This is a genomic window from Rhodoferax sp. GW821-FHT10B06 (assembly GCF_059415605.1).
This window is the reverse complement of the sequence record NZ_JBWKNO010000008.1, coordinates 19,493-45,680: the sequence shown is the minus strand read 5'-3', so window position 1 is coordinate 45,680 and position 26,188 is coordinate 19,493. Positions and strand designations below refer to the sequence as shown.

Annotated in this window: 23 protein-coding genes; 8 read left to right on the top strand and 15 right to left on the bottom strand. The window is 62.9% G+C overall.

Annotated elements, in window-relative coordinates; genetic code table 11:
* The 13 genes from dnaB to AC07O2_RS13965 all read right to left on the bottom strand — a co-directional run bounded on the left by dnaB (position 1) and on the right by AC07O2_RS13965 (position 15,415).
* A complete protein-coding gene (gene dnaB / locus AC07O2_RS14025; protein ID WP_495076361.1) occupies positions 1–1,416 on the bottom strand; it encodes a replicative DNA helicase in 1,416 nt (471 codons plus the stop codon).
* A gap of 175 nt (positions 1,417–1,591) precedes the next feature.
* The gene (gene rplI / locus AC07O2_RS14020) at positions 1,592–2,044 is read right to left on the bottom strand and encodes a 50S ribosomal protein L9 (protein ID WP_495076360.1); all 453 of its coding nucleotides are present in this window, start codon (positions 2,042–2,044) and stop codon (positions 1,592–1,594) included.
* A gap of 12 nt (positions 2,045–2,056) precedes the next feature.
* Complete coding sequence (gene rpsR / locus AC07O2_RS14015; RefSeq protein WP_092761761.1) at positions 2,057–2,341, bottom strand: 30S ribosomal protein S18; 285 nt, start codon at positions 2,339–2,341, stop codon at positions 2,057–2,059.
* A 14-nt stretch (positions 2,342–2,355) separates the two neighbouring features.
* Complete coding sequence (gene priB, locus AC07O2_RS14010; RefSeq protein ID WP_495076359.1) at positions 2,356–2,643, bottom strand: primosomal replication protein N; 288 nt, start codon at positions 2,641–2,643, stop codon at positions 2,356–2,358.
* A 32-nt stretch (positions 2,644–2,675) separates the two neighbouring features.
* On the bottom strand, positions 2,676–3,044 hold the full coding sequence (gene rpsF / locus AC07O2_RS14005) for a 30S ribosomal protein S6 (RefSeq protein ID WP_092761765.1): 369 nt from the start codon (positions 3,042–3,044) through the stop codon (positions 2,676–2,678).
* A 67-nt stretch (positions 3,045–3,111) separates the two neighbouring features.
* Entirely contained in the window at positions 3,112–5,415 is a 2,304-nt protein-coding gene (locus AC07O2_RS14000) for a VC_2705 family sodium/solute symporter (protein ID WP_495076358.1), read from the bottom strand.
* A 100-nt stretch (positions 5,416–5,515) separates the two neighbouring features.
* Positions 5,516–7,909 (bottom strand): phosphoenolpyruvate synthase, encoded by a 2,394-nt coding sequence (gene ppsA / locus AC07O2_RS13995; RefSeq protein ID WP_495076357.1) that lies wholly within the window; start codon positions 7,907–7,909, stop codon positions 5,516–5,518.
* A gap of 312 nt (positions 7,910–8,221) precedes the next feature.
* The gene (locus AC07O2_RS13990; protein ID WP_495076356.1) at positions 8,222–8,917 is read right to left on the bottom strand and encodes a FadR/GntR family transcriptional regulator; all 696 of its coding nucleotides are present in this window, start codon (positions 8,915–8,917) and stop codon (positions 8,222–8,224) included.
* 76 nt (positions 8,918–8,993) lie between these two features.
* The gene (locus AC07O2_RS13985) at positions 8,994–10,076 is read right to left on the bottom strand and encodes an ABC transporter ATP-binding protein (protein WP_495076355.1); all 1,083 of its coding nucleotides are present in this window, start codon (positions 10,074–10,076) and stop codon (positions 8,994–8,996) included.
* A gap of 41 nt (positions 10,077–10,117) precedes the next feature.
* Entirely contained in the window at positions 10,118–12,364 is a 2,247-nt protein-coding gene (locus AC07O2_RS13980) for a glycoside hydrolase family 2 protein (protein ID WP_495076354.1), read from the bottom strand.
* Positions 12,365–12,375: 11 nt separating this feature from the next.
* A complete protein-coding gene (locus tag AC07O2_RS13975) occupies positions 12,376–13,194 on the bottom strand; it encodes a carbohydrate ABC transporter permease (protein ID WP_495076353.1) in 819 nt (272 codons plus the stop codon).
* Entirely contained in the window at positions 13,191–14,084 is an 894-nt protein-coding gene (locus AC07O2_RS13970; RefSeq protein ID WP_495076352.1) for a carbohydrate ABC transporter permease, read from the bottom strand. Before AC07O2_RS13970 ends, AC07O2_RS13975 begins: the two co-directional genes overlap by 4 nt.
* 62 nt (positions 14,085–14,146) lie before the next feature.
* Positions 14,147–15,415, bottom strand: a complete 1,269-nt coding sequence (locus tag AC07O2_RS13965) for an ABC transporter substrate-binding protein (RefSeq protein WP_495076351.1) — start codon at positions 15,413–15,415, stop codon at positions 14,147–14,149.
* Between the two features lie 285 nt (positions 15,416–15,700).
* Here AC07O2_RS13965 and AC07O2_RS13960 point away from each other — a divergent pair, with 285 nt between their 5' ends.
* From AC07O2_RS13960 to AC07O2_RS13935, 6 genes are all read left to right on the top strand, one after another.
* Positions 15,701–16,321 (top strand): flavin reductase family protein, encoded by a 621-nt coding sequence (locus AC07O2_RS13960; RefSeq protein WP_495076350.1) that lies wholly within the window; start codon positions 15,701–15,703, stop codon positions 16,319–16,321.
* Between the two features lie 117 nt (positions 16,322–16,438).
* Entirely contained in the window at positions 16,439–17,284 is an 846-nt protein-coding gene (locus tag AC07O2_RS13955; RefSeq protein ID WP_495076349.1) for an HDOD domain-containing protein, read from the top strand.
* 238 nt (positions 17,285–17,522) lie between these two features.
* Entirely contained in the window at positions 17,523–19,148 is a 1,626-nt protein-coding gene (locus AC07O2_RS13950; protein ID WP_495076348.1) for a DUF4331 domain-containing protein, read from the top strand.
* Between the two features lie 27 nt (positions 19,149–19,175).
* Positions 19,176–19,433 (top strand): hypothetical protein, encoded by a 258-nt coding sequence (locus AC07O2_RS13945; protein ID WP_495076347.1) that lies wholly within the window; start codon positions 19,176–19,178, stop codon positions 19,431–19,433.
* A gap of 140 nt (positions 19,434–19,573) precedes the next feature.
* A complete protein-coding gene (locus AC07O2_RS13940) occupies positions 19,574–20,719 on the top strand; it encodes a tetratricopeptide repeat protein (protein WP_495076346.1) in 1,146 nt (381 codons plus the stop codon).
* Positions 20,716–21,858 (top strand): HupE/UreJ family protein, encoded by a 1,143-nt coding sequence (locus AC07O2_RS13935; RefSeq protein ID WP_495076345.1) that lies wholly within the window; start codon positions 20,716–20,718, stop codon positions 21,856–21,858. Before AC07O2_RS13940 ends, AC07O2_RS13935 begins: the two co-directional genes overlap by 4 nt.
* Before the next feature lie 66 nt (positions 21,859–21,924).
* Here the strand turns inward: AC07O2_RS13935 and AC07O2_RS13930 are convergent, their stop codons facing one another.
* On the bottom strand, positions 21,925–22,971 hold the full coding sequence (locus AC07O2_RS13930; RefSeq protein WP_495076344.1) for a DMT family transporter: 1,047 nt from the start codon (positions 22,969–22,971) through the stop codon (positions 21,925–21,927).
* Positions 22,972–23,042: 71 nt separating this feature from the next.
* Here AC07O2_RS13930 and AC07O2_RS13925 point away from each other — a divergent pair, with 71 nt between their 5' ends.
* Both AC07O2_RS13925 and chrA read left to right on the top strand, forming a co-directional pair.
* Positions 23,043–23,987 carry a chromate resistance protein ChrB domain-containing protein gene (locus AC07O2_RS13925; protein WP_495076343.1) on the top strand — a complete coding sequence of 315 codons (945 nt, stop codon included), beginning with the start codon at positions 23,043–23,045 and terminating at the stop codon, positions 23,985–23,987.
* The gene (gene chrA / locus AC07O2_RS13920; RefSeq protein ID WP_495076342.1) at positions 23,984–25,330 is read left to right on the top strand and encodes a chromate efflux transporter; all 1,347 of its coding nucleotides are present in this window, start codon (positions 23,984–23,986) and stop codon (positions 25,328–25,330) included. The genes AC07O2_RS13925 and chrA overlap by 4 nt, the downstream gene beginning before the upstream one ends.
* 1 nt (position 25,331) lies before the next feature.
* On the opposite strand, the gene AC07O2_RS13915 is transcribed toward chrA, so the two are convergent.
* A complete protein-coding gene (locus tag AC07O2_RS13915) occupies positions 25,332–26,153 on the bottom strand; it encodes an HDOD domain-containing protein (protein WP_495076341.1) in 822 nt (273 codons plus the stop codon).
* Positions 26,154–26,188: the final 35 nt, after the last annotated feature.

Genomic DNA, 26,188 nt, shown 5'->3' with positions numbered 1-26,188 from the left:
TTAGTAGCCGTCACTGCCATAGCCGCTGGCCAGGCTTTCAAACTTGGTGATATTGCGCAAGAACGCCAGCTTGACGGTGCCGACGGGCCCGTTACGATGCTTGGCGATGATGACCTCAGCCACGCCCGGCTCTTTACACGCGTCCTTGGTGTAGTACTCGTCGCGGTAAATGAACATGATGATGTCCGCATCCTGCTCGATGGCGCCGGATTCACGCAAGTCACTCATCATGGGACGTTTGTCCGGACGTTGCTCCACCGAACGGTTGAGCTGGGACAAGGCGATCACCGGGCATTGCAATTCTCTGGCCAGCATCTTCAAGCCGCGCGAGATTTCGCCCAGTTCGGTGGCGCGGTTGTCGCTACCTCCGCTGGAGCTGGAGCCACTCATCAGCTGCAAGTAATCGACCACGATCAGGCCCAGCTTGCCGCACTGGCGCGCCAGGCGGCGCGAGTTGGCACGCAGCTCGCTGGGAGACAGGCCCGGGGTTTCATCGATATGCAACGACACCGTACGCAGGCGCTCCACCGCCTCGGCCAGGCGCGGCCATTCCTCGTCGGTCAGCTTGCCGGTGCGCAAATGACCCTGGTCGACGCGGCCGATCGAGCCCACGATACGCACAGCCAACTGGGATGCACCCATTTCCATCGAGAAGATGGCAACCGGCAAGCCCTCGTTGAGCGCCACGTGTTCGGCGATGTTCACCGCGAAAGCCGTCTTACCCATGGACGGACGCGCTGCAAGCACAATCATATCGCCCGGCTGCAGGCCAGAGGTCATGCGGTCCAGGTCAGGAAAACCCGTGGCCACACCGGTCACGTCGCCAGCACTGTCAGCCATCTCCTGCACGCGGTCCAGCAAGTCGACCACCAGGGTGTCCATGGCCTGGAAGCCCTGTTTGCTGCGCGCACCTTCTTCGCCGATATTGAAGATCTTCTGCTGGGCCTCATCGAGGATCTTCTCCACCGGCCGGCCCTGGGTGTTAAAGGCATTGGTGGCGATCTCATCGCTGACCGTGACCAATTTGCGCAGCACGCCGCGCTCACGCACGATTTCAGCATAGCGGCGGATATTGCTGGCACTAGGCACGTACTGCGCCAGCGAGTTCAGGTAGGCCAAGCCCCCTACTTCGTCGGACTTGCCGATTACCTGCAGCCGCTCGAACACGGTGATCACGTCGGCCGGCTTGCTGGCGTTGATCAGCTCGCGCACTGCGGTAAAGATCAGCCGGTGCTCGTAACGGTAAAAGTCATCGTCCTTGAGCAAGTCTCCCACCCGGTCCCAGGCGTTGTTGTCCAGCAGCAGGCCACCCAGCACGCTGGATTCGGCCTCGATGGAATGGGGAGGAATGCGCAACTGCGCAATTTCGCGGTCGTGGCTGGGGGACTCGTCCAAAGGGGGGAAAACGGCAGACATGGGGGCTTGCTTCCTGGGGTGAGGCTGGATGCTACGCGGTGGCGCCGGGAACGGCCAGGCACAAGTCTGTGCGCAAGCCGTGGATAAGCTCTGGACAACCCGGTATAAAGCCCGGCGCCAAAGGAAAAGGCCGCCAGAGCTTACGCCCTGGCGGCCTCTTACAGAGAAACGCTAATTAAGCGGTTTCGCCGTAGACGGAAACGGTGATTTCCACAACCACGTCGGTGTGCAAAGCCACGTTCACGGTGTTGTCGCCGATGGTCTTGATCATGCCGTTGGGCAGGCGAACCTGGGCCTTGGCAACCTTGTAGCCTTGCTTGCCCAGCTCTTCGGCGATGTCGGCGTTGGTCACGGAACCAAACAGACGGCCATCCACACCGGCTTTTTGCGTCAGCTTGATGGTCGTGCCGCCGAGCTTTGCGCCCAGAGCTTGCGACTCAGCCAGCTTGGCAGCAGCAGCCTTTTCCAATTCGGCGCGCTTGGCTTCGAACTCGGCCTTGGCCAAAGCGGTAGCGCGACGTGCGCGGCCAGAAGGGATCAGGAAGTTACGGGCGTAGCCGTCTTTGACCTTAACGATGTCGCCGAGGTTTCCAAGGTTCACAACCTTGTCGAGCAGAATGATTTGCATGTTCGTACTTCCTTAGATGCGGTGCTGGTCGCTGTACGGCAGCATGGCGAGGAAACGCGCACGCTTGATAGCGGTGTTGAGCTGGCGCTGGAAAATCGCGCGGGTGCCGGTCAGGCGTGCGGGAATGATCTTGCCGTTTTCAGCAATGAAATCGCGCAGCGTGTCGATGTCCTTGTAGTCGATCTGTTCCACACCGGTCACGGTGAAGCGGCAGAAGCGCTTGCGCTTGAACAGCAGGGACTGGGTGTTGCGCTTCGGGCGCTTGTCTTTGTTATTGAAACGTTTTGGTCCGGCCATGATGGACTCCTGAATTAATCTGGTTGAAATTCTTGAATATGGAGCGCGGGGTTTTTACCCAATCGGGGACTGGCTAGAAAACCGGTGAATTGCCAACGGCTGCCCAAAGGCTGCTGCTGGATTCGCTCGGCTATCGCGCCAAAGGCAATTGCCTTGACCACGAGTTTGATTTGCCGTGTGTGGCCTGCTTGCTCCAGACTGGACTCGTGTTCGAGCACCATATCCAGGGCCGGCAGCCCGGCGGGCGTGTAGCGCAGATTTTTAAGCTCTGCAATACAGGCCGTCAAAACAACGTGGTTCACTCCGTTCGGTGACTCCGCGTAAGCACACCACCTTAGTGGGCTGCGTACTCCGCCTGTTGCGTCTTGCGGGCTTCTTCGCGCTCAACGGTCTTCATCATCGAAGATGGGCCGGTTTCGGCCTTCTTCATCACCACGGTCAGGTGGCGCAGCACGGCGTCGTTGAACTTGAACGCGTGTTCCAGTTCAGCCATGATGGCTTGGTCGGCTTCGATGTTGACGCACAGGTAGTGGGCCTTGGCCAGCTTGTTGATCAGGTACACCAGTTGACGGCGGCCCCAGTCTTCCACGCGGTGGATCTTGCCGCCGCCGGCAGTGATCATGCCCTTGTAGCGCTCCAGCATGGCTGGAACCTGTTCGCTTTGATCCGGGTGGATCATCAAAATGATTTCGTAATGACGCATATTTCTCCTTAAGGATGTAAAGCCACCCACTGCGTCTGTAGTGGTGTAGCAAGGGCAAAGCCAAGTATTATAGCGCGGCTTTTGCACCCCCAGCCTGTTGCCTCGACAAGAGGCTGACCAACCAGACCGTCAGCGCACCGGCGGGCAGCCCGAACACCCCTGCGGAAACCGGCTGGATGCCCCACCACAGGCCGCTTTCATGCAGACCGAGGAACACCCGCACAACGGATGCATTCAAGCCCATATACCCCGTGGTGACCACCAAGCCCACCAGCATGCCGGCCACTGCTCCCGCACGGGTCGCGCCCTGCCAAAAGATACCCGCCACCATGGCCGGGAAAAAGGCCGCTGCCGCCAGAGAAAAAGAGGCCGATACCAAAACCAGAATATTCGCAGGCTTCTGCGCCGCCACGTAGGCCGCCACCAGGGCTAGCAGCAGCAAAGCGAACTTGGACAACAGCACCCGCACCATGGGATCGGACCGCCCCCCCTTTCCCTCCAGATACAAATCATGGGCCAGGGCATTACCCATGGTCAGCAACAGGCCGTCGGCCGTGGACAAGGCCGCGGCCAAGCCTCCTGCCGCCACTAGGCCAGACACGACATAGGGCAAACCGCCCAGCTCGGGGGTGGCAAGCATCACCAAGTCCGCCCCTAGCTTCAATTCTGCGAATTGCAGCACATGGTCGCCGTTGACATCGTTCACAGCCAGCAAACCGGGATCCACCTGGGCCCACTGGGCTATCCAGGTCGGCAGGCTTTCAAAGCTTTGGCCCACCAGATGGCTCATCACCTCGAATTTGACCAGCACCGCCAGAGCCGGCGCCGCCAGATACAACAAGGCAATGAACAGCAGCGACCACGCCACCGAACTACGGGCCTCGGCCACCGAGGGCGTGGTGTAGAAGCGCGTCAACAAATGCGGCAGACCCGCGGTGCCAGTCATCAGGCAAAACACCAGCGCCAGGAAGTTCAAACGACTGGTGTTGAACAAGGCCACCTCGGCAGGAGCTCCGTCCGGGTTGCCGGCAAACACCTGGGCATGCGGGGACATGCCAGCCAGCGGTCGGGCTCGGTCCAGATTGTCTTGCCGGGCCCTGCTCCACTGCTCACGCGCAGAAGCTACGTCGGACGGCAGTATGGCCAGTTCACGCGCGGCCTTGCGCACCAGCGCCGTATCCGCGCGGTCGGCCTTCAACTGCCGCAGATGCGCCTGCGCAGCCAGACGCTCCTGCTCCAAGGTCCTAGGCACATCGAGCAACATTTGCTCATACCGCGCCGCCCTGCGGCTGTATTCGGCAAGCACGGCCGTCTCCGCAGGAGACTCGGTAAGTTGCTTTTCCAAGGCGGCAATCTTGGGCAGTTGCTGACCATAAACCAAGGTCGCCAAAGGATTACCCAACTGCTTATAGGCCAGCCAGGACACGGGGATCAAAAATGCCAGGATCAAGATCACGTACTGCGCCACCTGGGTCCAGGTCACCGCACGCATACCTCCCAAGAACGAGCACACCAGCACCCCCCCCAGGCCCAGCAAAATGCCGATCTCGAACTGCACCCCGGTCAAACGGGAGGTGATCAAACCCACGGCGTAAATCTGCGCCACCACATAGGTGAACGAGCACACTACGGCCGCTCCGGCGGCAATCCAGCGCGGCCAATGCCCTCCATAGCGCTGACCAAAAAAGTCAGGCACGGTATAGAGCTGCAGGCGACGCAAGCGCGGTGCGATCAGCAAGGCCACCAGGCAAAAGCCGCCCGTCCAGCCCATCATGTATGCCAACCCACCCGGCTGCCCGTCCGGCCCCGAAAAACCATTCAGGTACAAGCCACCTGCCAAGCCAATAAAGGATGCAGCACTCATCCAGTCGGCAGCAGTTGCCATGCCGTTATAGACAGCCGGAATGCGCCGCCCTGCCACAAAGTATTCCGAAGGGTCCGAGGTACGGCAGTAGATGCCGATGCTCGCATACAGCGCCAACGTGGCGAACAGGAAAATGCCGCCTATCCAGTAGCGCGACAAACCTTGGTGCTCCGCCCAGGCCATGAGCGCCAGAAAACACAGCACACACGCCACATACAGCGAGAAATTGCGGTGTAGTCCCCGGCGATAGCTTGCCTGGACGGACGCCGCCACCTCCTGGTCGGCCCCCACACCGCGCCTGCGCCAGGCATAGAGGCCGACGATGAGCAAATAGCACAGCACCACGCCTTGGGCACTAAACCAATAATTGAATGGCCAACCCGCCACCACCCAGCTCAGGTCGCGTGCGAAGAACACCACGCCAAACGACAGCAACGTCCACAGCACCAGCAAGCCAGTGCGCAAACGGTCAAAGCGGGGAAGTGTGGCCAGTGGAGATACGTGCACAGCAGATAGAAAAAGACCCACCGCAAAGCCGCAGACATTGCGACCTTGGTGGGTCCTTCATCCTAGCCCAGGCGCAGGCCCGGGCCTATCCGCAACAGCCCTAGGAGCCTGCGAGTTGCTTCCAGGTCGCCACCACGCTGTCGGGGTTCAGCGAGATCGATTCGATACCCTGGTCGGCCAGCCACTGGGCGAAGTCGGGGTGGTCGCTAGGGCCTTGGCCGCAAATGCCAACGTACTTGCCCTGCGCCTTGCAGGCGGTGATGGCACGGCTCAGCATGGCTTTGACGGCCGGATCACGTTCGTCGAAGTCGGCGGCCAGCAATTCCAAACCAGAATCCCGGTCCAGACCCAGGGTCAGCTGGGTCAGGTCGTTGGAGCCGATCGAGAAGCCATCGAAGTACTGCAGGAACTCGTCCGCCAGGATCGCATTGCTGGGCACCTCGCACATCATGATGACCTTCAAGCCATCCTGACCACGCTGCAGGCCGTGCTGGGCCAGCAACTTGGTGACCTTCTCGGCCTGGCCCAGGGTGCGCACAAAGGGCACCATCACCTGCACATTGCTCAAGCCCATGTCCTGGCGCACACGCTTCAGCGCGGCACACTCCATGGCGAAGGCTTCGCCGAAATCGGCACTGATGTAACGCGCCGCGCCGCGGAAGCCCAGCATGGGGTTTTCTTCTTCCGGCTCGTAGCGGCTGCCGCCAATCAGCTTGCGGTATTCGTTGGACTTGAAGTCCGACAGGCGCACGATCACCGGCTTGGGCCAGAAGGCGGCGGCAATCGTTGCCACGCCCTCGGCTACCTTGTCCACATAGAAGGCGCGTGGCGAGGCGTGGCCGCGGGCCACAGACTCGACGGCTTTCTTCAAGTCGCTATCGATGTTCGGGTAATCCAGGATGGCCTTGGGGTGCACGCCGATGTTGTTATTGATGATGAACTCCAGCCGGGCCAGGCCCACGCCCTGGTTGGGCAACTGGCAGAAGTCGAAGGCCAGCTGGGGATTGCCCACATTCATCATGATCTTGGTCTTGATCTCGGGCATGGCGCCGCGCTCGACTTCGGTCACCTCGGTTTCCAGCAGGCCGTCGTAGATCAGGCCGGTATCACCCTCTGCGCAGCTCACGGTCACCAGGGTGCCGGTCTTGAGCTTTTCGGTCGCGTCGCCGCAACCTACCACCGCTGGAATGCCCAGTTCACGCGCAATGATGGCGGCATGGCAGGTACGGCCACCACGGTTGGTGACGATGGCACTGGCGCGCTTCATCACCGGCTCCCAGTTCGGGTCGGTCATGTCGGTCACCAGTACATCGCCGGGCTGGACTTCGTCCATTTGGCTGATGCTGTGCACCAGGCGCACCGGGCCGGTACCGATCTTCTGGCCAATCGCGCGGCCTTCGGCCAGGATGGCGCTTTTGCCTTTGAGTTTGTAGCGCAGCTCGGCCTTGTCTTTCTGCTGGCTCTTGACGGTTTCAGGGCGCGCCTGCAGGATGTAGAGCAGGCCGTCGGTGCCGTCCTTGCCCCATTCGATGTCCATCGGGCGGCCGTAATGCTGCTCAATCACCAGGGCGTAATGGGCCAATTGTTCGACTTCGGTGTCGGTCAGCGAATAGCGGTTGCGCTGCTCGGTAGGTACGTCAGTGGTCTTCACCAGCTTGCCGGTGGCGGCCTTTTCGGCTGCGGTGGTGAATTCCATCTGGACCATCTTGGAGCCCAGGTTGCGGCGGATCAACGCGCGCTTGCCAGCCTGCAGCATGGGCTTGTGCACATAGAACTCGTCCGGGTTCACGGCGCCCTGCACCACCGTTTCGCCCAGGCCGTAGCTGCTGGTGATGAACACCACCTGGTCGAGGCCGGATTCGGTGTCGATGGTGAACATGACCCCGGCAGCGCCCAGGTCGGAGCGCACCATGCGCTGCACGCCGGCACTCAGGGCCACGATGTCGTGGGCAAAGCCCTTGTGCACGCGATAGCTGATGGCGCGGTCGTTGTACAAAGAGGCAAACACCTCTTTCATCTTGTGCAGCACGTCGTCGATGCCGACCACGTTCAGGAAGGTTTCCTGCTGGCCCGCGAACGAGGCGTCCGGCAAGTCTTCGGCCGTGGCCGAGGAACGCACGGCAAACGAAGCCTCGGGGTTGCCCGCGCTCAGCTTGGCAAAAGCCTCGGTAATGGCCGCTTGCAGATCGGCCGGGAAAGGCTGGGCTTCCACCATGGCACGGATTTCTGCACCGGCCACGGCCAGGGCGCGCACATCTTCAATATCTAGGCGCGCCAGGCGGGCACTGATCTTGTCGGCCAAGCCGTCATGCGCCAGAAAGGCCCGGAAGGCATGCGCCGTGGTGGCAAATCCGGTAGGTACCCGCACGCCCGTGGGCAGCTGGGAAATCATCTCGCCGAGGCTGGCGTTCTTGCCACCCACCGACTCGACGTCGTCCATTCTCAGTTGTTCAAAGGGTACGACCAGGGCGGTCGGGCTGAATAGTGCAGACATGGGAAGACTCCGAAGGTTAAAACCGGGTCTGCGCGTCCAAGGGCCTGGCCTTGGACGTCGCTGCACATGCCTGCCGCGCGACGGTGTTGTTGTTGGTCTGGGTAGCAACGGGGCATGGTGTGTGGGGTGTCGAAATAATTTCGAATGGCGCGATTGTAGAGAACTCGGCGCTCCGTCACATGCAAGTTACCGCCGCGTTACGAAATTTAGAAAAAACAATGAAATCGCGCCCTAGCGCAATAAAAATCTGCGCTGGCAGCTATATTTTTAATAGCTAAATAGTAAAACCATCAGCGTCGACGCGGCCGCGCCTTAGAACAAGACCGAGCGCTTCATCAGCGCCCGCGTGTCCGACAGCATGCCGGCCATGCGATGCAGGGCGTCCTGCGAATCGCCCTCCTCGATGGCGGCAAACACCTTCTGGTGCTCGGGCAGGGCATTCTTGAAATCGCCGGCATTGCGCGCCGTAATATCCAACAAGGACTCCAACGCACTGCCGATGATGGCGGCCAGCGGCATCAGCAAGGGGTTGTTGGTGGCTTTCAGGATGGCGGTGTGAAAAGCCAGGTCAGCCTCCACCCATTCGCCGATGGAGGTGCAAGCCTCCATGGACTTCAAGGCCGCGCGTATCACCACCAGCTGTTCCGGGCTGCGGCTGGCAGCCGCCAGCGAGGCGGCCGCCGGTTCGATGATTTCACGCAACTCGGTCAGGTGGCGCAAAAACTCGGCATCGGCCCCGATCGCACAGCGCCAGGCCAAAATGTCCGGGTCCAGCAGGTTCCACAACTCGCGGTTACGTACACGGGTACCGATGCGCGGGCGCGACTCCAGCAATCCCTTGGCCGCCAATACCTTGACGGCCTCGCGCAGCGCCGTGCGACTGACCTGCAGCTCCTGGCACAGCTGCTCTTCATTAGGTAATAGCGCCTCGGCGGGATAGATGCCGCCGACGATACGCTTACCCAACTCACTCACCACTTGGCCGTGCAGGTTACGGCCGGTATACATCGAAGCAGAATGGGGAAGTACAGGATGCATGCAGGGTGCCGCGCCTCATGGCGCCTCGTAAATGCCTAATAAATACCTAATAAATGCGATTACCGGGCTTGTCAAAGAGCAATGATAGGCGCGTCTGGAAGCAGGCCTCATAAGCCTGGCCGGTCTTCAGTGCCCGGCCATGCTCGGTCTTGATGACGATGGTGCCGCCCGCGGCGGAACGTGCATAGGCAAAGGTTTCGCCGCCCAGGTGTTCCAGCATGTCGATGGTCAGTGGCAGGCGGCCATCGCCATCCTCGCGGAAATGCTCGGGGCGCACGCCCAGTTGCACCTCGGTGCCCACCGCAGGCACCGTGCCCTTCAGGGGCACGGACACCACAAGCTCGCCAAAACCGGTCAGGGCCACATGGCATAGCGGCCCATCGCTGCCCAGCACCCGCCCGTCAAAGAAATTCATCTTCGGCGAACCGATGAAACCGGCCACAAAAGTATTTGCCGGGTTGTCGTATACCTCCAGCGGCGCCCCTACCTGCTCGATCAGGCCGGCACGCAGCACCACGATCTTGTTGGCCAGGGTCATGGCCTCGACCTGGTCATGCGTCACGTACACGATGGTGGAGCCCAGCTCGCGGTGCAGGCGCGCGATCTCGATGCGCATGTGCACGCGCAGCTCGGCGTCCAGGTTGGACAAGGGCTCATCGAACAAAAACACCTTGGGATCGCGCACGATGGCACGGCCTATGGCCACGCGCTGGCGCTGGCCACCGGACAAAGCCTTGGGCTTGCGGTCCATCAGCGGGCCCAGGCCCAGGATTTTGGCGGCGGCGTCCACCTTGCTGGCTACCTCGGCCTTGGGCACACCGGCGAACTTGAGCGCAAAGCCCATGTTCTCGCGCACCGTCATGTGCGGGTACAACGCATACGACTGGAACACCATGGCAATGCCGCGCTTGGATGGGTCCACCTCGTTCACGCGCTGGCCGCCAATCTCCATCACGCCGTCGGTAATGTCCTCCAAGCCGGAGATCATGCGCAGCAGCGTGGACTTGCCACAGCCGGAAGGCCCGACGAAGACGACGAACTCGCCCTTGTTGATCTCCAGGTCCACACCACGGATCACATGCGTGCCGCCAAATGATTTTTTAACGTTGCTTAATTTGACATCTGCCATTTTTATTTCCCGCAGGCGCTTTGCCTCTTAATCCAGTTGCATCAGCATGTGGTGAGCGTCGTGGTGTGCAGGCCCAGGCGCTGCGTGGACACGGTCACCACGCTGTCGCGGCGCTCGCCCGTGCTCTCCACCCAGAAACCGGCGACTCCGCCCTTGAATGCCAGGGCCGCAGGGCCTAGCAATCTGGCGCCACCTGATACCTGCAGTGACACCACATCATCCAGGAACGGCAGCACGCGGCCATGCTGGTCCAGCGCACGCACGATGAAGCGCACGGCATCCTTCTCGCCGGCGATCAGCTCGCTGCTGTCGGCCTGCACCTCCAACGTGGTCGGCAGAGGGTTGCCACTGAGCAGCACCTGTTTGACGGGCTTGCCGCCCACATAGCCGGTCAAGCGGCCGTCCATCCACTGCATGCCCCAGGCGCCCAGCTCCTGCGGGTCGACGTGGCGGCTATCAATCACCACCGGCGCGTGCGGCAGATGCGGGTACTGCGCACGGTCGGGGTCGATACGGATGGCCGGGAAGCTACCGAACTGGAATTCCAGATAGTCGCAGTTGGTCAGCACGATCAGGGGCAAGGCCTCGCAGCGGTCCTTCTCGCCACGTGCCCAATAGGTCACGGGCTCCAGCACCACCTGCTCTTGCGGAGCGCACTGGCTGGCGTAGGCAAAGGCAGCAAACTTGGGCTCGCGGAAGATGTCCATCACGCCGTGGTGGCAGATACGGTCGCCCGCGCCGAAGTCCTTGTGCGTGTTGTAGTCGAACATGCACCAGCCGATGGAGCCTGCAATCTGCGGGTTGCCGTAGGCCTTGTTCAGCACATCCAGGTAGCGGGTCACATGCTCGGCCTGGCGCACCTCGGGGTCGATGCGCTTGGTGGGGAACATATGGCCGTTGAACTCTGTCACCAGGTAAGGCACATCCTTGTCCAGGCCGGTGACATAACGCGGTGGCCGCAGCGGCGCGGGTGGCTGGCCGCGCATCCATTCGGGCGTGGCCACGTGGCAGAAGTCGTTGACGGTGTAGACGTCTTCCAGCAGCTCGCTGTTCTCGATGTAGCGCACACCGCCAGTCTGGCGCGTACCGTCCAGCGCACGGGCCATGGCGTTGGTGCGGGTGTAGAAGTCGTGGTCGTCCTGCGACTCATTGATGCGTACGCCCCACATGATGATGCAGGGGTGGTTCCAGTCGCGCTCGACCATACGGCGCACGTTCTCCACCGACTCGTCCTTCCAGGCCGCACCGCCAATGTGCTGCCAGCCCGGAATTTCTTCAAACACCAGCAGACCGATCTCGTCACAGCGGTCCAGGAAATAGCTGGACTGCGGGTAGTGCGAGGTGCGCACCAGGTTGCACTTCAGTACGTCCTTCAGCACGTCGGCGTCCTTCTGCTGGGCGCGGCGGCCCATGGCGTAGCCCACGTAGGGAAAGGACTGGTGGCGGTTCAGGCCGCGTATCTTCAACAGCTCGCCATTCAGGCGGAAGCCATCCACCCCGAACTCCGCGGTCCGGAAGCCGAAGCGCGATGCCAGGCTGTCGCTGCCCTGTGCGGTCTCCAGATGCAGGCGCACGCTGTACAGCACAGGGCTGTCCAGCGTCCACAGCTGCAGGCCAGCCAAGTTGTCAAAGCGCAGGCTGGCCTTGTCGCTATCGACCAGCACAGAAGTCTGCTGCAACACCGCGCCATCGGCACCCAGTAGCTCGGCGCGCAGGCTGCCGCTGATGGGCAGGCCACGAGGGTTGGCCAGACTGCAGGCCACAGTCACGCTCTTGGCGTCGCTCAGCACACCGCTGGTTTCAATCTTGAGGTTGGCGATGGACACCGGGTCCGTCACCTGCAGCCATACGTCACGGTAAATACCGGCATAGGTCAGGTAGTCGATCTGGCCGCCGAAGGGGGGGATCTCGGGGTTCTCGCTGCCATCGACCTTCACGGTCAGCAGGTTGTCACCCTCTTGCAGATAGTCGGTCAGGCGCGCCTTGAACGGGGTGTAACCATCCTTGTGGCTGGCCACCTGGTGGCCGTTGAGCCAGACCACGGTATTGGCCATGGCACCGTCAAACTGCAGCGTCACTTCCTTGCCAGCAAACCCGGGCTGCCAGGCCAATGTGTACTGGTAGCCGAATTCCTTCTGGAAGCTGCGCTCGTCGAAGTAGTTCATGTCCAGATCCACCGCGTTGTGCGGCAGACGAACGGCGGCACCCGCCTTGGGCTGGGTGGTCAGATCGCTGAAAAAATCGGCGTGGAATACCCAGCCGGCGGTCAATGGAGTCACGGTACGCATATATGGAAAACCTATTTAACGGAGCCCAGCATGCCTTCAACAAACTGGCGCTGCATGGCAAAGAAAACAACCAGGGTGGGAATGGTGGCCAGGATGGTGGCGACCATGATCACGCCGAAGTCCGGCGTATACGACGAGCCCAGTGACGACAGCACCAGGGTGATGGTCTTCAGTTCAACCGACTGCAACACAATCAACGGCCACAGAAAACTGTTCCAGATGGTCATGAAGACGATGATGAAGGCCGCCGCGTAGGTGGAGCGCATCACCGGCAGATAGACGAACAGAAAGATCTGCCATTCCTTCAGCCCATCCACCCGCGCCGCGTCGCGCAGCTCCAGCGGGAAGGACTTGGTGTTCTGGCGAAAGTAGAAAATCATGTACGCCGACGCAATGCCCGGCAGGATCACCGCCATGTGCGTGTCCAGCATGTCGAACGAGGCCAGCAGGATGAACAGCGGAATCATCAGCGCCGAGAAAGGAATCATCATCGACAGCAGCACGCCCTGGTAGACACGCTCACGGCCGGGTGAACGGAATATCTCGAAGCCATAGCCGGCCAACGACGATACCGCCAGCGTCAGGAACGAGCCCAGAATCGCCACCTTGCCGGAGTTCCAGAACACCAGGCCCACGTCGAACAGCTCGGCGAACTTGTGGTAGTTCTCGGCCAGCGCATTGCCAAAGCTCATCTTGCCTTTGGTGATGTCGTGGCTTTCATTGGTGGCGCTGATCAGCATCCAGACAAACGGGAAGATGGACAGCAGCGCCATCAACCACAAGAACCCATACACCAGGGCCGTGCGTAACTTTCCGCTCCATTGGCTCATTGCTCGCGCTCCCGGGCTGCATAAAACTGGATGAAGGCCAAAATCGCCACCAGCACCACGATCACATAGGAAACCGTGGCGGCGTAGCCAAAGTTAGGCACGTATTTAAAGGACAGGTTGTAGATGTACAGCGACAGCGTCAGCGTGCTGTCCGCCGGCCCGCCGTTGGTGATGTTCATGGCCTCGTCGAACATCTGCAGCGTGCCGATGGTGGAAGTGACCGTGGTGAACAAAATCACCGGCTTCAGCACCGGAATGGTGATCGACAGGAACCGCCGTGTGGCCGATATGCCGTCGATGCGTGCCGCCTCGTAGATCGACTTGTCCACGTTCTGCATGGCCGCCAGATAGAAGATCATGTTGTAGCCAGTCCAGCGCCAGGTGATGGCGACGATCACCACCACGCGGGCCCAGAACGGGTCGGTCAACCAGGGCACGGCCTCGGAAACCAGGCCCAGCCCCATCAGCGTGCTGTTGACCACGCCATCGTAAGAAAACATGCTTTTGAACAGCACCGAATACGCCACCAGCGAAGTCACGCAGGGCAAAAATACGGCGGTGCGCAGCAGGCTGCGGCCCTTGAGGTTGGGAATATTCAGGCACGAGGCCATCACCAGGGCCAGCACGATCATGATGGGCACCTGCACCACCAGAAAGATGGAGGTATTGGTCAAGGCCCGCAGGAACATGGGGTCGTCCAGCAAACGCTGCACATTGCCCAGGCCCACAAACCTGGTCATGGTGCCCTGCCCAGACTGCACCGACATCCATAGCGATTTGCCTATGGGGTACAGCATGAAGACAGAGATCAAGGCCATCGCCACGGAGACGAAGGCCCATCCGTTGATATCAAAGAAGCGGCTGGAACTCGGCTTGCTTGCTTGCCGCATAAAGGCTCCCGGGAACAATACACACGGGGGCAGCGCCAGCGCCGCCCCCACTCAAAAAATGCTTACTTGATTTGCGCCGACAGCTGTTGCTGGATCTTGTCCAACAGTTGGTCCACCGGCACGCCCTGGTTCAGTGCCGGCAGCTGGGCCGACACAGCCGCATCACCCTCGTAGGTGTAGATGCCGTAGTTCACGCTGGGGATCTTGCCCAGCCAGTCGCTGTAGCGCTGCCACACCTGGGCGCCGCCAAAGAACGGATCAGCTTCGGCATAGGCCTTGCCGTTACGCGATGCCAGCAGCGTGCCCACAGCGCCACGTGCGGTCAGGATGCTCTGGTAGAAGTCCACGTCCTTGGCGTAGATTTCATTCAGGAAGTCGATGGCCTGTGCCTTCTCCTTGCCGCCGCTCAGCACATACCAGCTGGAGCCGCCCAGGTTGGACGCATGACCGGCACCCGGGATGTCCAGCGCCGGTGTGGGCGCCACGCCCCATTGGCCGGACTGGCCTTTTTCAGACTTGACCGAACCGGTGATCCACACGCCGGTGGTGATGGAAGCCACGTCGCCCTTATTCACCGCACCCACGTATTCGGCCCAGTTGGTTACGGGTTTGACGATGCCGGCCTTGAACAACTTGCCCTGGGTTTCCAGCGCGGCCTTCAGGGCGGGGTTGTTCTTGATGTCGAGCTTGCCGTCTTTGTCGAAGTACCAGCGGCCGGCGGACTGCATCATCACGCGGATCAGGCCGTTGTCATTAGGGTCGATGCCCAGCATCTTCTTGCCGGTGGTGGCGACGACCTTCTTGCCGATTTCAATATAGCGGTCCCAGGAGATGTTCTCCATGTCCTTCTCAGAAAAGCCGGCCTTGGCCAGCAAGTCCTTGCGGTAGTACATACCGGTCACGCCCGAATCAAACGGCAGGCCGTAGGTCTTGCCGTCGATGGTCATCAGGTCCACCTTGTATTTGGCGAAGCCCGCGTAATTCACCACGCCCGACATGGGCTCGAACGCCCCAGGGAAGGAGCGCAGGTATTTTTGGGCGTTGTAGTCTTCCACCAGCACCACATCGGGCAAGGACTTGGTCACGCCGGAAGCCAGCATGGTCTGCAACTTTTGCTCCACGTCCGCCTTGGACATGTCCACGATCTTGAACGTCGCATCAGGGTGCTTGGCCGTGTAACGGGCCGCCGCCTCTTTCATGATGGCGATGTTGAAGTTCGGGTCCCAGGCCCAGACGGTGACTTCCTTGGCCGACACCGCAGCAGCGGTCATCAAGCCCATGGATGCCAAAGCCAGACTGGCCACGGCGGTGGTTGGTTTTGCAAAATGCATGGTGCTCTTTCGTCTCTTGTACTATGGTTGACGTGTCTGCGCCGGCCACCCACGCCCGTGTACGGAACACAGGGCGCCCGGTAGCGGGGCAGTGCAGGTCCGCTGGCCAAGGCCGCCGACCCACATTCATATTACAAATAACCTCTAGCCAACTCACCGGGGATTACCCTTGGCTAATTTGGCCCTTCCAGTGAGCACTGCCACATTCGTAAAAGTAACAGAGTGTGAGCGTCACCCCTCTTGCCCATGGAATTGGCTTAATCATCATATTTTTAAAGTACCGACATGTCTGACAGCATCCACTTCTACGAACCCCGACTGGGTCATGGCTTGCCGCACGACCCGTTCAATGCCATCGTCGGGCCGCGCCCCATCGGCTGGATCGCCTCGCACAACGCCGAAGGCGCGCTGAACCTGGCGCCCTACAGCTTCTTCAACGGCTTCAACTACATCCCGCCCATCATCGGTTTTGCCAGCGTGGGCTACAAGGACACGCTGCGCAACATCGAGCAGACCCGCGAATTCGTCTGGAACCTGGCCACCCGCGACCTGGCCGAGGCCATGAACAAAACCTGCCAGGCCGTGCCCCCCGAGGTGAACGAGTTCGCACTGGCCGGCCTGACGCCCGCGCCCAGCCGCGTAGTGGCCGTACCCCGGGTACAAGAAAGCCCGGTGTCCTTCGAATGCCGTTGCACCCAGATCGTGCAACTGCAGGCCGCCAGCGGCGCGCAGATCAGCACCTGGCTGGTATTGGGCGAAGTGGTGGCCGTGCACATCGCCAAAAGCCTGCTGAAAAACGGGGTGTACGACACCGCCGCAGCCGGCCACATCCTGCGCGGCGGCGGCCCGGCCGACTACTTCAGCGTGGGGCCGGAACAGCTGTTTCGCATGCACCGCCCGCGCTGAACGCAGCACGGCTGCTTTCCTATTTTGATAGCGGCTTACGCAGGTGTTACCTGCGCTGCCGGCCAGTTTGAGCGCAAACTTCGGCAGACTTTGCGTGGCTGCAGTACATTGGCGGCTATGCCTGAATCCACCCCGTACCTGACCGAGCCACTGGCCGACCTGGCCGCCTGGACGCGCTATTTCTGCGACGCCGAAATCCCCGTGCTGGCCACCACCTCGCAGGCCCTGGAGGCGCTGCGCGCCATAGAAGACGATGTGGATGCCGCCATGCTGACCGAGGCCATCCAGCCCGACCCGCTGATGACCATCAAGCTCATGGCCTACGCAGCCAAGCAGCGCCGGCCCGGCGACTTCACCGAGACCGAGAGCATCACCAGCGCCCTGGTGATGACTGGCATCGCCCCCTTCTTCCGCCACTTTGGCCTGCAACCCACCATCGAAGACCGGCTGCACGACCAGCCCGAGGCGCTGGCCGGCCTGCGCGAGCTGCTGCAGCGTGCAGAGCGGGCCCGCCTGTTCGCCCTGGGCTTTGCCGTGCACCGCAACGACATGGACGTGGACGTGATCCAGCGCGCCGCCTTTCTGCACGACTTTGCCGAGATGCTGATGTGGAGCCACGCTCCCACGCTGGAGCTGCAGATCCGCCAGGCCCAAAAAGCCGACCCCAACCTGCGTAGCGCCAGCATCCAGCAAAGCCTGCTCAACATCGAACTGGACGACCTGGCCCTGGCCCTGATGAAGCTATGGCACCTGCCCTCGCTGCTGGTGCGCATCAGCGATGCCAAGCATGCCGACCAGGCCAATGTGCGCAATGTGGTGCTGGCCGTGCGGGTCGCCCGCCACACCATGCACGGCTGGGACAACCCGGCCCTGCCAGACGATGTGAACGACATCGCCGAGCTGCTCAACGCCGCGCCACGCATCGCCCTGGCCTATCTACACAAGATAGACGCCTCGGCCTGAGAGCCCGCCCAAAGCTCGCAAAAATCTGCCCCCAGCGCAGGCAATACTTGCACTGGCAGCTATTAAAAGAATAGCAATCAGCAAACCGCACACAATCCCGACTCACGCGGTCGGGTAAATGCTGCGTGAATCCAAAGCAAAGTTTCCTGCGTATCCGTGATGGATGTCCTGTACCAGCGTGTACCGGGCCTCTGCAAGCCAGCTTGGCATCAACGGACATGACCCTCAGGAGCACAACATGCAATTCAAACGCGGCCCCATCACAGCAGCCTGTGTACTGCTGGCCCTCGGCAACGCGGCGCTGGCATCCAGCCACCGCGAAGCGCCTTTCATCACCACCTCGCCCAAGGTGGACGGCACCGACTTCTATATGTTCCGCAGCTACGAAGGCGTGGCCAGCAACGGCAGCGGTGGCCGCTCGGACTACGTGACCATGATCGCCAACTACCAGCCGCTGCAGGCTCCGTACGGTGGCCCCAACTACTTCTCCATGGACCCCAACGCGCTGTACGAGATCCACATCGACAACGTGGGCGACGCCAAGGAGCACATGAGCTTCCAGTTCCGCTTCAACAACAAGCTCAACAACGTGGCCCTGCCGATTGGCGCGTCCAGCGTCGCCATCCCGCTGATACAGGCCGGCGGCGTGAGCAATGTGAACGACGCCAACCTGAACCTGAATGAAAGCTATACCGTCAAGGTGGTGCGCGGCGACCGCCGCAAAGGCGCCGTGTCCGACGTGACCAAGACCGACGGCAGCAAGACATTTGAAAAGCCGGTGGACTACATCGGCGCCAAGACCCTGGGCAATGCCTCCGCCTACGAGACCTATGCGCAAAAGCACATCTTCGACATCAAGATCCCCGGCTGCCCCGCCGGCATGGACACCGGCAAAGTCTTCGTCGGCCAGCGCCAGGACGGCTTTGCGGTGAATCTGGGCCCGGTGTTTGACCTGGTGAACGCACCTGCCTCCTTCCTGCTCGACCCGAACAACAAAGATGCCGTGGGCCAAGGCGGCCAGGCTGCGGTGCAAAAGACCAATATCACCACCATCGCACTCGAGGTGAACAAGGGCTGCCTGACCGCCGGCTCCGAGACCGTCATCGGCGGCTGGACCACGGCCAGCCTGCGCCAGGCCCGCCTGCTCAACGGCAAGCCGCCATCGGGCCACCAGGCCAGCGAGAAAGCCGGGGGCGCCTGGGTCCAGGTGTCGCGCCTGGGCAACCCGCTGGTGAATGAGCTGGTCATCGGCCTGCCCGACAAGGACAAGTTCAACGCCTCCAAGCCGCAGGACGACGGCCAGTTCCTCACCTATGTGACCAACCCCACGCTGCCGGCGCTGCTGGGCATCACCCTGGCCAATAGCGCCACCGCCCTGGCACCCACCAATCTGCCGCGCACCGACCTGGCCACCGTGTTCTTGACCGGCATCACCGGTGTGAACAAGCCGGCCAACGCCACGCCGTCGGAAGTGCTGCGCCTGAACACCGCCATCAGCCCCGTGCCCTTCGCCACGCAAAACCGCCTGGGCGTGGCCGGTGAAGTACTGCGCGTGGGTGGCGCGGCCAATCTGGCCCAGGCCGTGGACCTGGCCGGCTTCCCCAACGGCCGCCGCCCCAAGGATGACGTGGTGGACATCGCGTTGGTCGCCGTGCTGGGTGGCCTGTGCGTGATCAACGGCGACAACAACAGCCTGGGCTTGAACAGCGTGCCGGGCGTGCCCAGCCTGACGTCGGCCTGCAAGGCATCCAGCGTGCCACTGGGCGCCCAGTCGGCCAATATCCACGACGGCGTGGACCAGGCCACCGTGCCCTTCCTCACGCGCTTCCCCTACCTCAACACGCCCAACGCTGGCTCCAACTAAGCCCCTAGCAGTACGAAAGGACACACCATGGCTCAGTACAAATGGATAGCCCCCACCGTGGTCGCAGTTGGCCTGCTGGTGGGATGCGGAGGCGGTGGCGGCGGCGCGGACCTGGGGCAAACCGTGCCCGGCACCGACGTGCCCGTCGCGGCGGAAACCAATGTCGGCAACGTGATCTCGTTCGCCCAAAGGCAGATCGCCACGACCAGTGACAGCAGCGACCCGCTGGTGCTGGGCAGCGCCACGCTGGCCACCAGCGACTCGGACGAACCGGCGGACATCTGACCCGCCTAATGCCTTGCACCGTTCCAGCCTGGCGGCAGCGGTGCAAGGCATTTCAACATTTACATGAAAGTGGCCGGCAGCGCAGAAGATACCTGCGCTAGCAGCTACTGTTTATATAGCAAACCAGACGCCGCACACCCATGCGCCTCATAAACTTCCTGTGGCTTGCCGGCCTGCTGGCGTGCAGCGCCGCCCATGCCACCACCGAGCTGCACCCCAGCCGGAGCGATGAGGTGGTGGAACGCCTGCCCACCATCACCCGTGTACGACCGGCGGCGCCGAATGCGTCGGCCCCGGCGCAGCCCGCCGACCCGGTGGCCGCAGCGGCCCAGGCCCGCGCCCACATCGCCACCGCCCGGCAAAGCGGCGACACCCGCTACTGGGGCCGCGCCCAGGCCGTGTTGGCGCCCTGGTGGAACCAGCCGAATGCCCCGGTGGAGCTGGCCATTCTGCAGGCCACGGTGCAGCAGGGCCGGCATGAATTCGCCGCATCGCGCAGCGTGCTGCTGGCCGCCCTCAAGCGAGATCCTGGCAGTGCCCAGGGCTGGCTGAACCTGGCGGCGCTGGAGCGCCTGTCCGGCCAGTACCCGCAGGCCCTGCTGGCATGCAACGCGGTAGCCCGTGCCGGCCAGAACATGTACGCCCAGGCCTGCGTGCTGGAAACCCAGTCACTGCAAGGCCAAAACACCGCTGTGCGCAGCGGCCTGAACGCCCTGCTGGCGCAAACCCAGGATGCCGGCCAACGCAGCTGGCTGCTGTCCCTGCTGGCCGAGAGCGAGGAGCGCGCAGGCCATGACACCGCCGCCCAGGCCGCCTACCGCAGCAGCCTGCACAGCGAGCCCGACCTCTACACCAGCATTGCCCTGAGCGACCTGCTGCTGCGCACCGGCAAGCCGGCCCAGGCCCTGGCCGTGCTCAAGCCCCTGCCGTTGACCGATGCCGTGCTGCTGCGCCAGGCCACCGCCCTGCGCCGGCTGAAAGACCCCAGCTGGCAGGCGCTGCGCCAGACCATCCGCGAATGGAATGCCGAACTCGCCCAGCGCGGCGACGACCTGACGCTGCACGGCCGCGAGCAAGCCCTGGTGGCCCTGTGGCTGGACGACGACGCGCCCGGCGCCCTGGCCATCGCCCGCCGCAACCTGGGCCTGCAGCGCGAACCGGTGGACTGGTGGGTGGCCCTGCAAAGCGCCCGCCAAGCCCATGACATGGTGGCCCTGCAACAGCTGCAGGCGGATATGCACGGCATCGGCCTGGTCGATGCCCGCAGCACCGGGGAGGCACGATGAAACGCTTGTTCACGCTACTCTGCGCCCTGCTGCTGTGCAGCGCCCCCGCCTGGGCCCACAAGGGCAGCGACGCCTACCTGGACGTGCGCCAGGTGGATGCCGCGCTGAACCTACGCCTGTCCGTGGCTCTGAAAGACCTGGACCTGCTGCTGCCGCTGGACGCCAATGCCGACGGCCAGCTCACCTGGGCTGAAATACAGGCGGCCACACCCGCCGTGCTGGCCCTGCTGCAAGCCCATACCGGGCTGAACACAGCTGCCCCCGGCTGCCCGCTGACCTGGCGCTACGACGGCCTGGAGCGGCGCAGCGACGGCGCCTACCTGCGCGCCGCTGCCCAGGCGCACTGCGCTGCGGGCGCGGCCCTGGCCTGGCGCTACACCTTGTTCCGCGAACAGGACGCTAACCACCGCCTGATCGTCACCGGCGCCCTGGACGGCCACGACCTGCTGGCCACAGCATCACCCCAGCAAGCCCAGCCGCTGCAGCTGCGCCAAGCTACCCACTCCGCCAGCCCCAACGTTCCCACTGGTCCCACCGCGCAGCGCGGCATCGCCGCCACCGTGCTCGACTACCTGGGCCTGGGCATGCACCACCTGCTGGAGGGCTACGACCACATGGCCTTTCTGCTGGCCCTGGTGTTGCCGCTGCATTTGCGGCTGGGCCGGGGCGCCACGACGGCGGGACAGCGCAGCCCCTGGTGGTCACTGCTGCGCACCATCACCGCCTTCACCATTGGCCACTCCATCACGCTGATGCTGGCCACCTTTGGCTGGAGCCAGGCCTCGCCGGTGTGGGTGGAGCCGGCCATCGCCGCCTCCATCGCGGTGACGGCCCTGCTGAACATCTTCCCGGTGCCGGTGCTGCGGCCTGAGCGGCTGGCGCTGGGCTTTGGCCTGATCCATGGTTACGGCTTTGCCGGCCTGCTGATCGAGGCCGCCGCGCCGTCCGGCCTGCTGCCCTGGGCGCTGGCCGGCTTCAACCTGGGCGTGGAGGCCGGCCAGTTGACCGCCGTGACCGCCTGGGTGCTGCTGTCCCAACTTGTCGTCAACCAACCTTGGTACGGCCGCGTGGTGGTGCGCGGCGGCTCGGCCCTGCTGGCGCTGCTGGCGGCCTACTGGTTCTGGGTGCGGGTGTTTTGATTTGCTATTTAAATAGGAGCTACTTGCGCAGGTACCGCCTGCGCCAGAGCCCTATTTAACCCATATTCAATGGGGGTGCACATGTCTGTGGTGAATGTCCGGGTAATGCGGGTGCTTGTGCGTCATTGCCTCGTGCCGGTGCGGGTGCGCATGGGCGCCCTGCCCGCTCCAGGCGAAGCTGTGCGCGTGCTGGTGGTGGGCATCGTGCCGGTGGGTGTGGCTGTGCTCCAGCACCTCGTGTGTATGCGCATGCTCATGCCGTTCGCGCACATGCAGCCAGATGCCCACGGCCATCAGCGCCGCAGCCGCCCAGAACAACGGCCCCGGCAAGCCCGGCCACAGCAGCAGCGAAATCACCACGCCGAATAGCGGCGCCACCGAGAAATATGCGCCAGTGCGCGCCGTGCCCAGGGTGCGCAGCGCCACCACGAACAGCGTCAGGCTCAGGCCGTAACCCAAAAAACCCACCAACATGCTGGAGCCCCATACGCCTGCGGCCGGCAAGACTGCACCGCCGGCCAGGGCCAGCGCTGTGTTACTGATGCCGGCCAGAAGGCCCTTGAGCCCGGCCACCAGCATCGCGTCGTTAGTGGAGACTTTGCGGGTCAGGTTGTTGTCTACAGCCCAGCACAGGCAGGCGCCCAGGATGAACAAGCCGCCGCGCGAAAAGCCCAGCCCGCCCGGCTCCCAGGCCAGCAGCACGCCGCCCAGCACAATGGCCAGCATGCCCAGCACCAGTTGGCGGTCGGCGTTCTCCTTGAACACCATCCAGGCAATCAGGGCGGTCAGCACGCCCTCTACATTCAACAGCAGGGAAGCCGACGCAGCACTGGTCTGCGCCAGGCCCAGCATCAGCAGTGCCGGCCCAAGCACGCCGCCAAACACAATGGCACCCAGCAGCCAGGGCCATTCGGCCCGTGGAATGCGCAGCTTCTGCGGCTGCCGCAGGCTGCGCAACCCCAGCAACACGCCCAGACCCAGGCCGCTACCCAGGTACAAAAGCCCCGCCAAGAGCAAAGGCGTAACGTCGCCCACCAGCAACTTGGCCAACGGTGTGCTGGCGCCAAACAGCAGTGCAGCAGCCAGGGCGGGAATAGCGGGTTTGATCGACATGGTGGGTACAGAGCAGATGAGGCTTACATAATAATCTTGTATCAATCATCACGTAATGCGATGATTGATACATGAATTCCTGGCTACTGCTGACGACAACCCTGCCCACCCACCCCAGCGCCCTGCGCGTACGGGTATGGCGCGCACTCAAGGCCACTGGCGCGGGCACGCTGCGCGAAGGGGTGTACCTGCTGCCCGCCACCGCGCCAACGGCACAGTCGCTCTGGAACCTGGAGCGCACCATCCTGGAAACTGGCGCGCCCGTCCATATGCTGGTGCTGACGGCACGCAACGCAGCGCAAGAGAGCCAGTTCCTGGCCCTGTTTGACAGGTCCGCCCTGTACACGGAGCTGCTGCAGTCCGTCCAGCACACGCGCTCCAGCCTGCGAACCGCGCCGGCGGCCACCCTGCGCAAGACCCTGCGCAGCCTGGAGCAACAGCTGCAAGCCCTGCAGGGCATTGACTTCTTCCCCGGCCCCGCGCAAGCACAGGCAGAGGCCGCGCTGTCTGCGCTGCGCCAGGCGCTGGAACGCCAGCTCTCGCCGGGCGAACCCAGCCCGCGCGCAGCAACCATTGCCCCGCTGGCGCGCGCCGACTACCAGGGCCGTACCTGGGCCACGCGCCAACGCCCCTGGGTGGACCGCCTGGCCACCGCCTGGCTGGTGCAGCGCTTTGTGGATACCGCCGCACGCTTTGTCTGGCTGGAAGATCCACGGCAATGCCCGGCCTCCGCGCTGGGCTACGACTTCGACGGCGCCACGTTCAGCCATGTAGACACGCTGGTGACGTTCGAGGTGGTGGCCCGCAGCTTTGGCTTGGATGCCGACACAGGCATCCAGCGCCTGGCTGCGCTGGTGCACTACATCGACGTGGGTGGCATCCCGGTGGACGAGGCCGCCGGCATTGAGGCCCTGGTGCGCGGGCTGCAGGCCCTGCATGCCACTGACGACGCGCTGCTGGCCGCGTCCCTCCCGATTTTTGACAGCCTGTATAGCGCAATGAAAGCAGACGCATGAATACGCAAACTCCCCCCCAGCCCGTCAGCTTTGGCCAGGCCTTCCTCTACTGGCTGAAGCTGGGTTTCATCAGCTTTGGCGGCCCCGCCGGGCAGATTGCCATCATGCACGAGGAGCTGGTGGAGCGGCGCCGCTGGATATCGGAAAAGCGCTTTCTGCATGCGCTGAACTACTGCATGGTGCTGCCCGGGCCGGAAGCCCAGCAACTGGCCATCTACATCGGCTGGCTGCTGCACCGCACGCGCGGCGGCATCGTGGCGGGCGTGCTGTTTGTGCTGCCCTCGCTGTTCATTTTGATCGGCCTGTCCTGGGTCTATATGGCTTACGGCCATGTGCCGGCCATCGCCGGCCTGTTCTACGGCATCAAGCCGGCCGTCACCGCACTGGTGGTGCATGCGGCTTACCGGGTGGGCTCACGGGCGCTGAAGAATGCCTGGCTGTGGGGCATCGCGGTGGCGGCGTTTGTGGCCATCTTCGCGCTGCAACTGCCGTTTCCGTTGATTGTGCTGGCTGCCGGCAGCATAGGTTACCTGGGTGGCCGGCTGGCACCGGCGCAGTTCAGCAGCAGTGGTGGCCACGGCAAGGCTGGTGCCTCATACGGGCCCGCACTCATTGACGACGATACGCCCACACCGCCGCACGCGCTGTTCACCTGGCGGCGCTTTGGCCAGGTGCTGGCGGTATGCCTGGGCCTGTGGCTGGCCGCCATGGGCACGCTCACCGCGCTGTACGGCTGGGACGCGGTGCTGACGCAGATGGGCTGGTTCTTCACCAAGGCGGCTTTACTGACCTTTGGCGGCGCCTATGCGGTGCTGCCCTATGTGTTCCAGGGCGCGGTGGAGCATTACCAGTGGCTGAGCGCGCCGCAGATGATGGACGGCCTGGCACTGGGCGAAACCACGCCGGGGCCGCTGATCATGGTGGTGTCGTTCGTGGGCTTTGTCGGCGGCTGGGGCAAGGCGCTGTTCGGGCCAGAAGCGCTGCTGCTGTCGGGTGCGGCGGCGGCCAGCGTGGTGACCTTCTTCACCTTCCTGCCCTCGTTCATGTTCATTCTGCTGGGCGGGCCGTTCATTGAATCGACCCACGGCAATTTGAAGTTCACCGCGCCACTGACAGGTATCACAGCGGCGGTGGTGGGGGTGATCGTGAACCTGGCGGTGTTCTTTGCTTACCACGTGCTGTGGCCGCAAGGGCTGTCCGGGCACTTCGAGTGGCCCTCGGCCCTTATCGGCATGGGCGCTGCACTGGCCTTGTTCCGCTTCAAACGCGGCGTGATCCCGGTGGTGCTGGCCGCCGGGCTAACCGGCCTGGCCTGGACGTATCTGCAGCAGGCCCTGGCGTAGCTCAAGCAAAGTCGCCGGCTTCGGCCGGGCCGGTCCATTCGATGGGGTTTTCAGAGCACAGCATTTCCTGGTCGGCAAAGCCAATCGATTCAGCCACGCGGCTGGGGTATTTGTCGAACAGGGCCGGGGCGTCCAGGTCCATTTCATGGGCCAGGCTACCCCAGGCGGCCAGGTAGACGATGCCGGCCAGGGTTTCGCTGTCTATGTCTTCATTGGGGTTGGGGTGGTGCTGGATGGCATCCACGATGGCCTGCGGGAAATGCCACTTGGCGGCAAAGGCGGCGCCCACGTCGGCGTAGGAGTAGCCCAGCTCGGCCACTTGCCGGGCATGGCGGTCGCCGTCCGAGGTAAAGCTGGCTTGCATGCAGGGTTGGTTGGGCATGGCGATCTTCATCACCAAGTCGCCCACGCCGTGCAGCAGGCCGGAGGTGAAAGCCAGGCCCTTGTCGATACGCATGGAGTCGGCCAAGGACTGGGCGATCTTGGCCACGTCCAGGCTGTGGCGCCAGAAGTCGGCCATGTCCACGCCCGGCACCTGCTTGAAGGCCCCGCCCACCGCCGCAGCGCTGATCAACTGGTGGGTGGCCTTCAGGCCCAGCAGCGGAATCGCCCCTTCCACGGTACCAATGCGGCCCCCACCGCCGTAACGGGCGGAGTTCAGCAGCCGCAGTATGCGCACCGTCAACCCCACCTCGCTGGAGACCAGCTCGGTGATGCGGCGCACATCGGGCTCTTCCTTCTGAAACTCACCCAGAATCTGCGCCACCGTAGCGGGCAAGGACGGAATCAGCGTGTCCGAGGCAAGAATTTCTTCAAGTTGCATGGCGTTCTCCGGGATTGGACTGCGGGAAAATGCCA

Bases quoted from the DNA above. Each gene is read 5' to 3' on its own strand.
- AC07O2_RS13970 (WP_495076352.1), bottom strand. From the start codon at position 14,084: ATGCGGCAAGCAAGCAAGCCGAGTTCCAGCCGCTTCTTTGATATCAAC.
- AC07O2_RS13930 (WP_495076344.1), bottom strand. From the start codon at position 22,971: ATGTCGATCAAACCCGCTATTCCCGCCCTGGCTGCTGCACTGCTGTTT.
- AC07O2_RS13985 (WP_495076355.1), bottom strand. From the start codon at position 10,076: ATGGCAGATGTCAAATTAAGCAACGTTAAAAAATCATTTGGCGGCACG.
- rpsR (WP_092761761.1), bottom strand. From the start codon at position 2,341: ATGGCCGGACCAAAACGTTTCAATAACAAAGACAAGCGCCCGAAGCGC.
- rpsF (WP_092761765.1), bottom strand. From the start codon at position 3,044: ATGCGTCATTACGAAATCATTTTGATGATCCACCCGGATCAAAGCGAA.
- AC07O2_RS13925 (WP_495076343.1), top strand. From the start codon at position 23,043: ATGAATTCCTGGCTACTGCTGACGACAACCCTGCCCACCCACCCCAGC.
- AC07O2_RS13915 (WP_495076341.1), bottom strand. From the start codon at position 26,153: ATGCAACTTGAAGAAATTCTTGCCTCGGACACGCTGATTCCGTCCTTG.
- AC07O2_RS13965 (WP_495076351.1), bottom strand. From the start codon at position 15,415: ATGCATTTTGCAAAACCAACCACCGCCGTGGCCAGTCTGGCTTTGGCA.
- AC07O2_RS13975 (WP_495076353.1), bottom strand. From the start codon at position 13,194: ATGAGCCAATGGAGCGGAAAGTTACGCACGGCCCTGGTGTATGGGTTC.
- AC07O2_RS13990 (WP_495076356.1), bottom strand. From the start codon at position 8,917: ATGTATACCGGCCGTAACCTGCACGGCCAAGTGGTGAGTGAGTTGGGT.
- chrA (WP_495076342.1), top strand. From the start codon at position 23,984: ATGAATACGCAAACTCCCCCCCAGCCCGTCAGCTTTGGCCAGGCCTTC.
- AC07O2_RS13960 (WP_495076350.1), top strand. From the start codon at position 15,701: ATGTCTGACAGCATCCACTTCTACGAACCCCGACTGGGTCATGGCTTG.
- AC07O2_RS13950 (WP_495076348.1), top strand. From the start codon at position 17,523: ATGCAATTCAAACGCGGCCCCATCACAGCAGCCTGTGTACTGCTGGCC.
- ppsA (WP_495076357.1), bottom strand. From the start codon at position 7,909: ATGTCTGCACTATTCAGCCCGACCGCCCTGGTCGTACCCTTTGAACAA.
- dnaB (WP_495076361.1), bottom strand. From the start codon at position 1,416: ATGTCTGCCGTTTTCCCCCCTTTGGACGAGTCCCCCAGCCACGACCGC.
- AC07O2_RS13940 (WP_495076346.1), top strand. From the start codon at position 19,574: ATGCGCCTCATAAACTTCCTGTGGCTTGCCGGCCTGCTGGCGTGCAGC.
- AC07O2_RS13935 (WP_495076345.1), top strand. From the start codon at position 20,716: ATGAAACGCTTGTTCACGCTACTCTGCGCCCTGCTGCTGTGCAGCGCC.
- AC07O2_RS13980 (WP_495076354.1), bottom strand. From the start codon at position 12,364: ATGCGTACCGTGACTCCATTGACCGCCGGCTGGGTATTCCACGCCGAT.
- rplI (WP_495076360.1), bottom strand. From the start codon at position 2,044: ATGCAAATCATTCTGCTCGACAAGGTTGTGAACCTTGGAAACCTCGGC.
- AC07O2_RS13945 (WP_495076347.1), top strand. From the start codon at position 19,176: ATGGCTCAGTACAAATGGATAGCCCCCACCGTGGTCGCAGTTGGCCTG.
- AC07O2_RS13955 (WP_495076349.1), top strand. From the start codon at position 16,439: ATGCCTGAATCCACCCCGTACCTGACCGAGCCACTGGCCGACCTGGCC.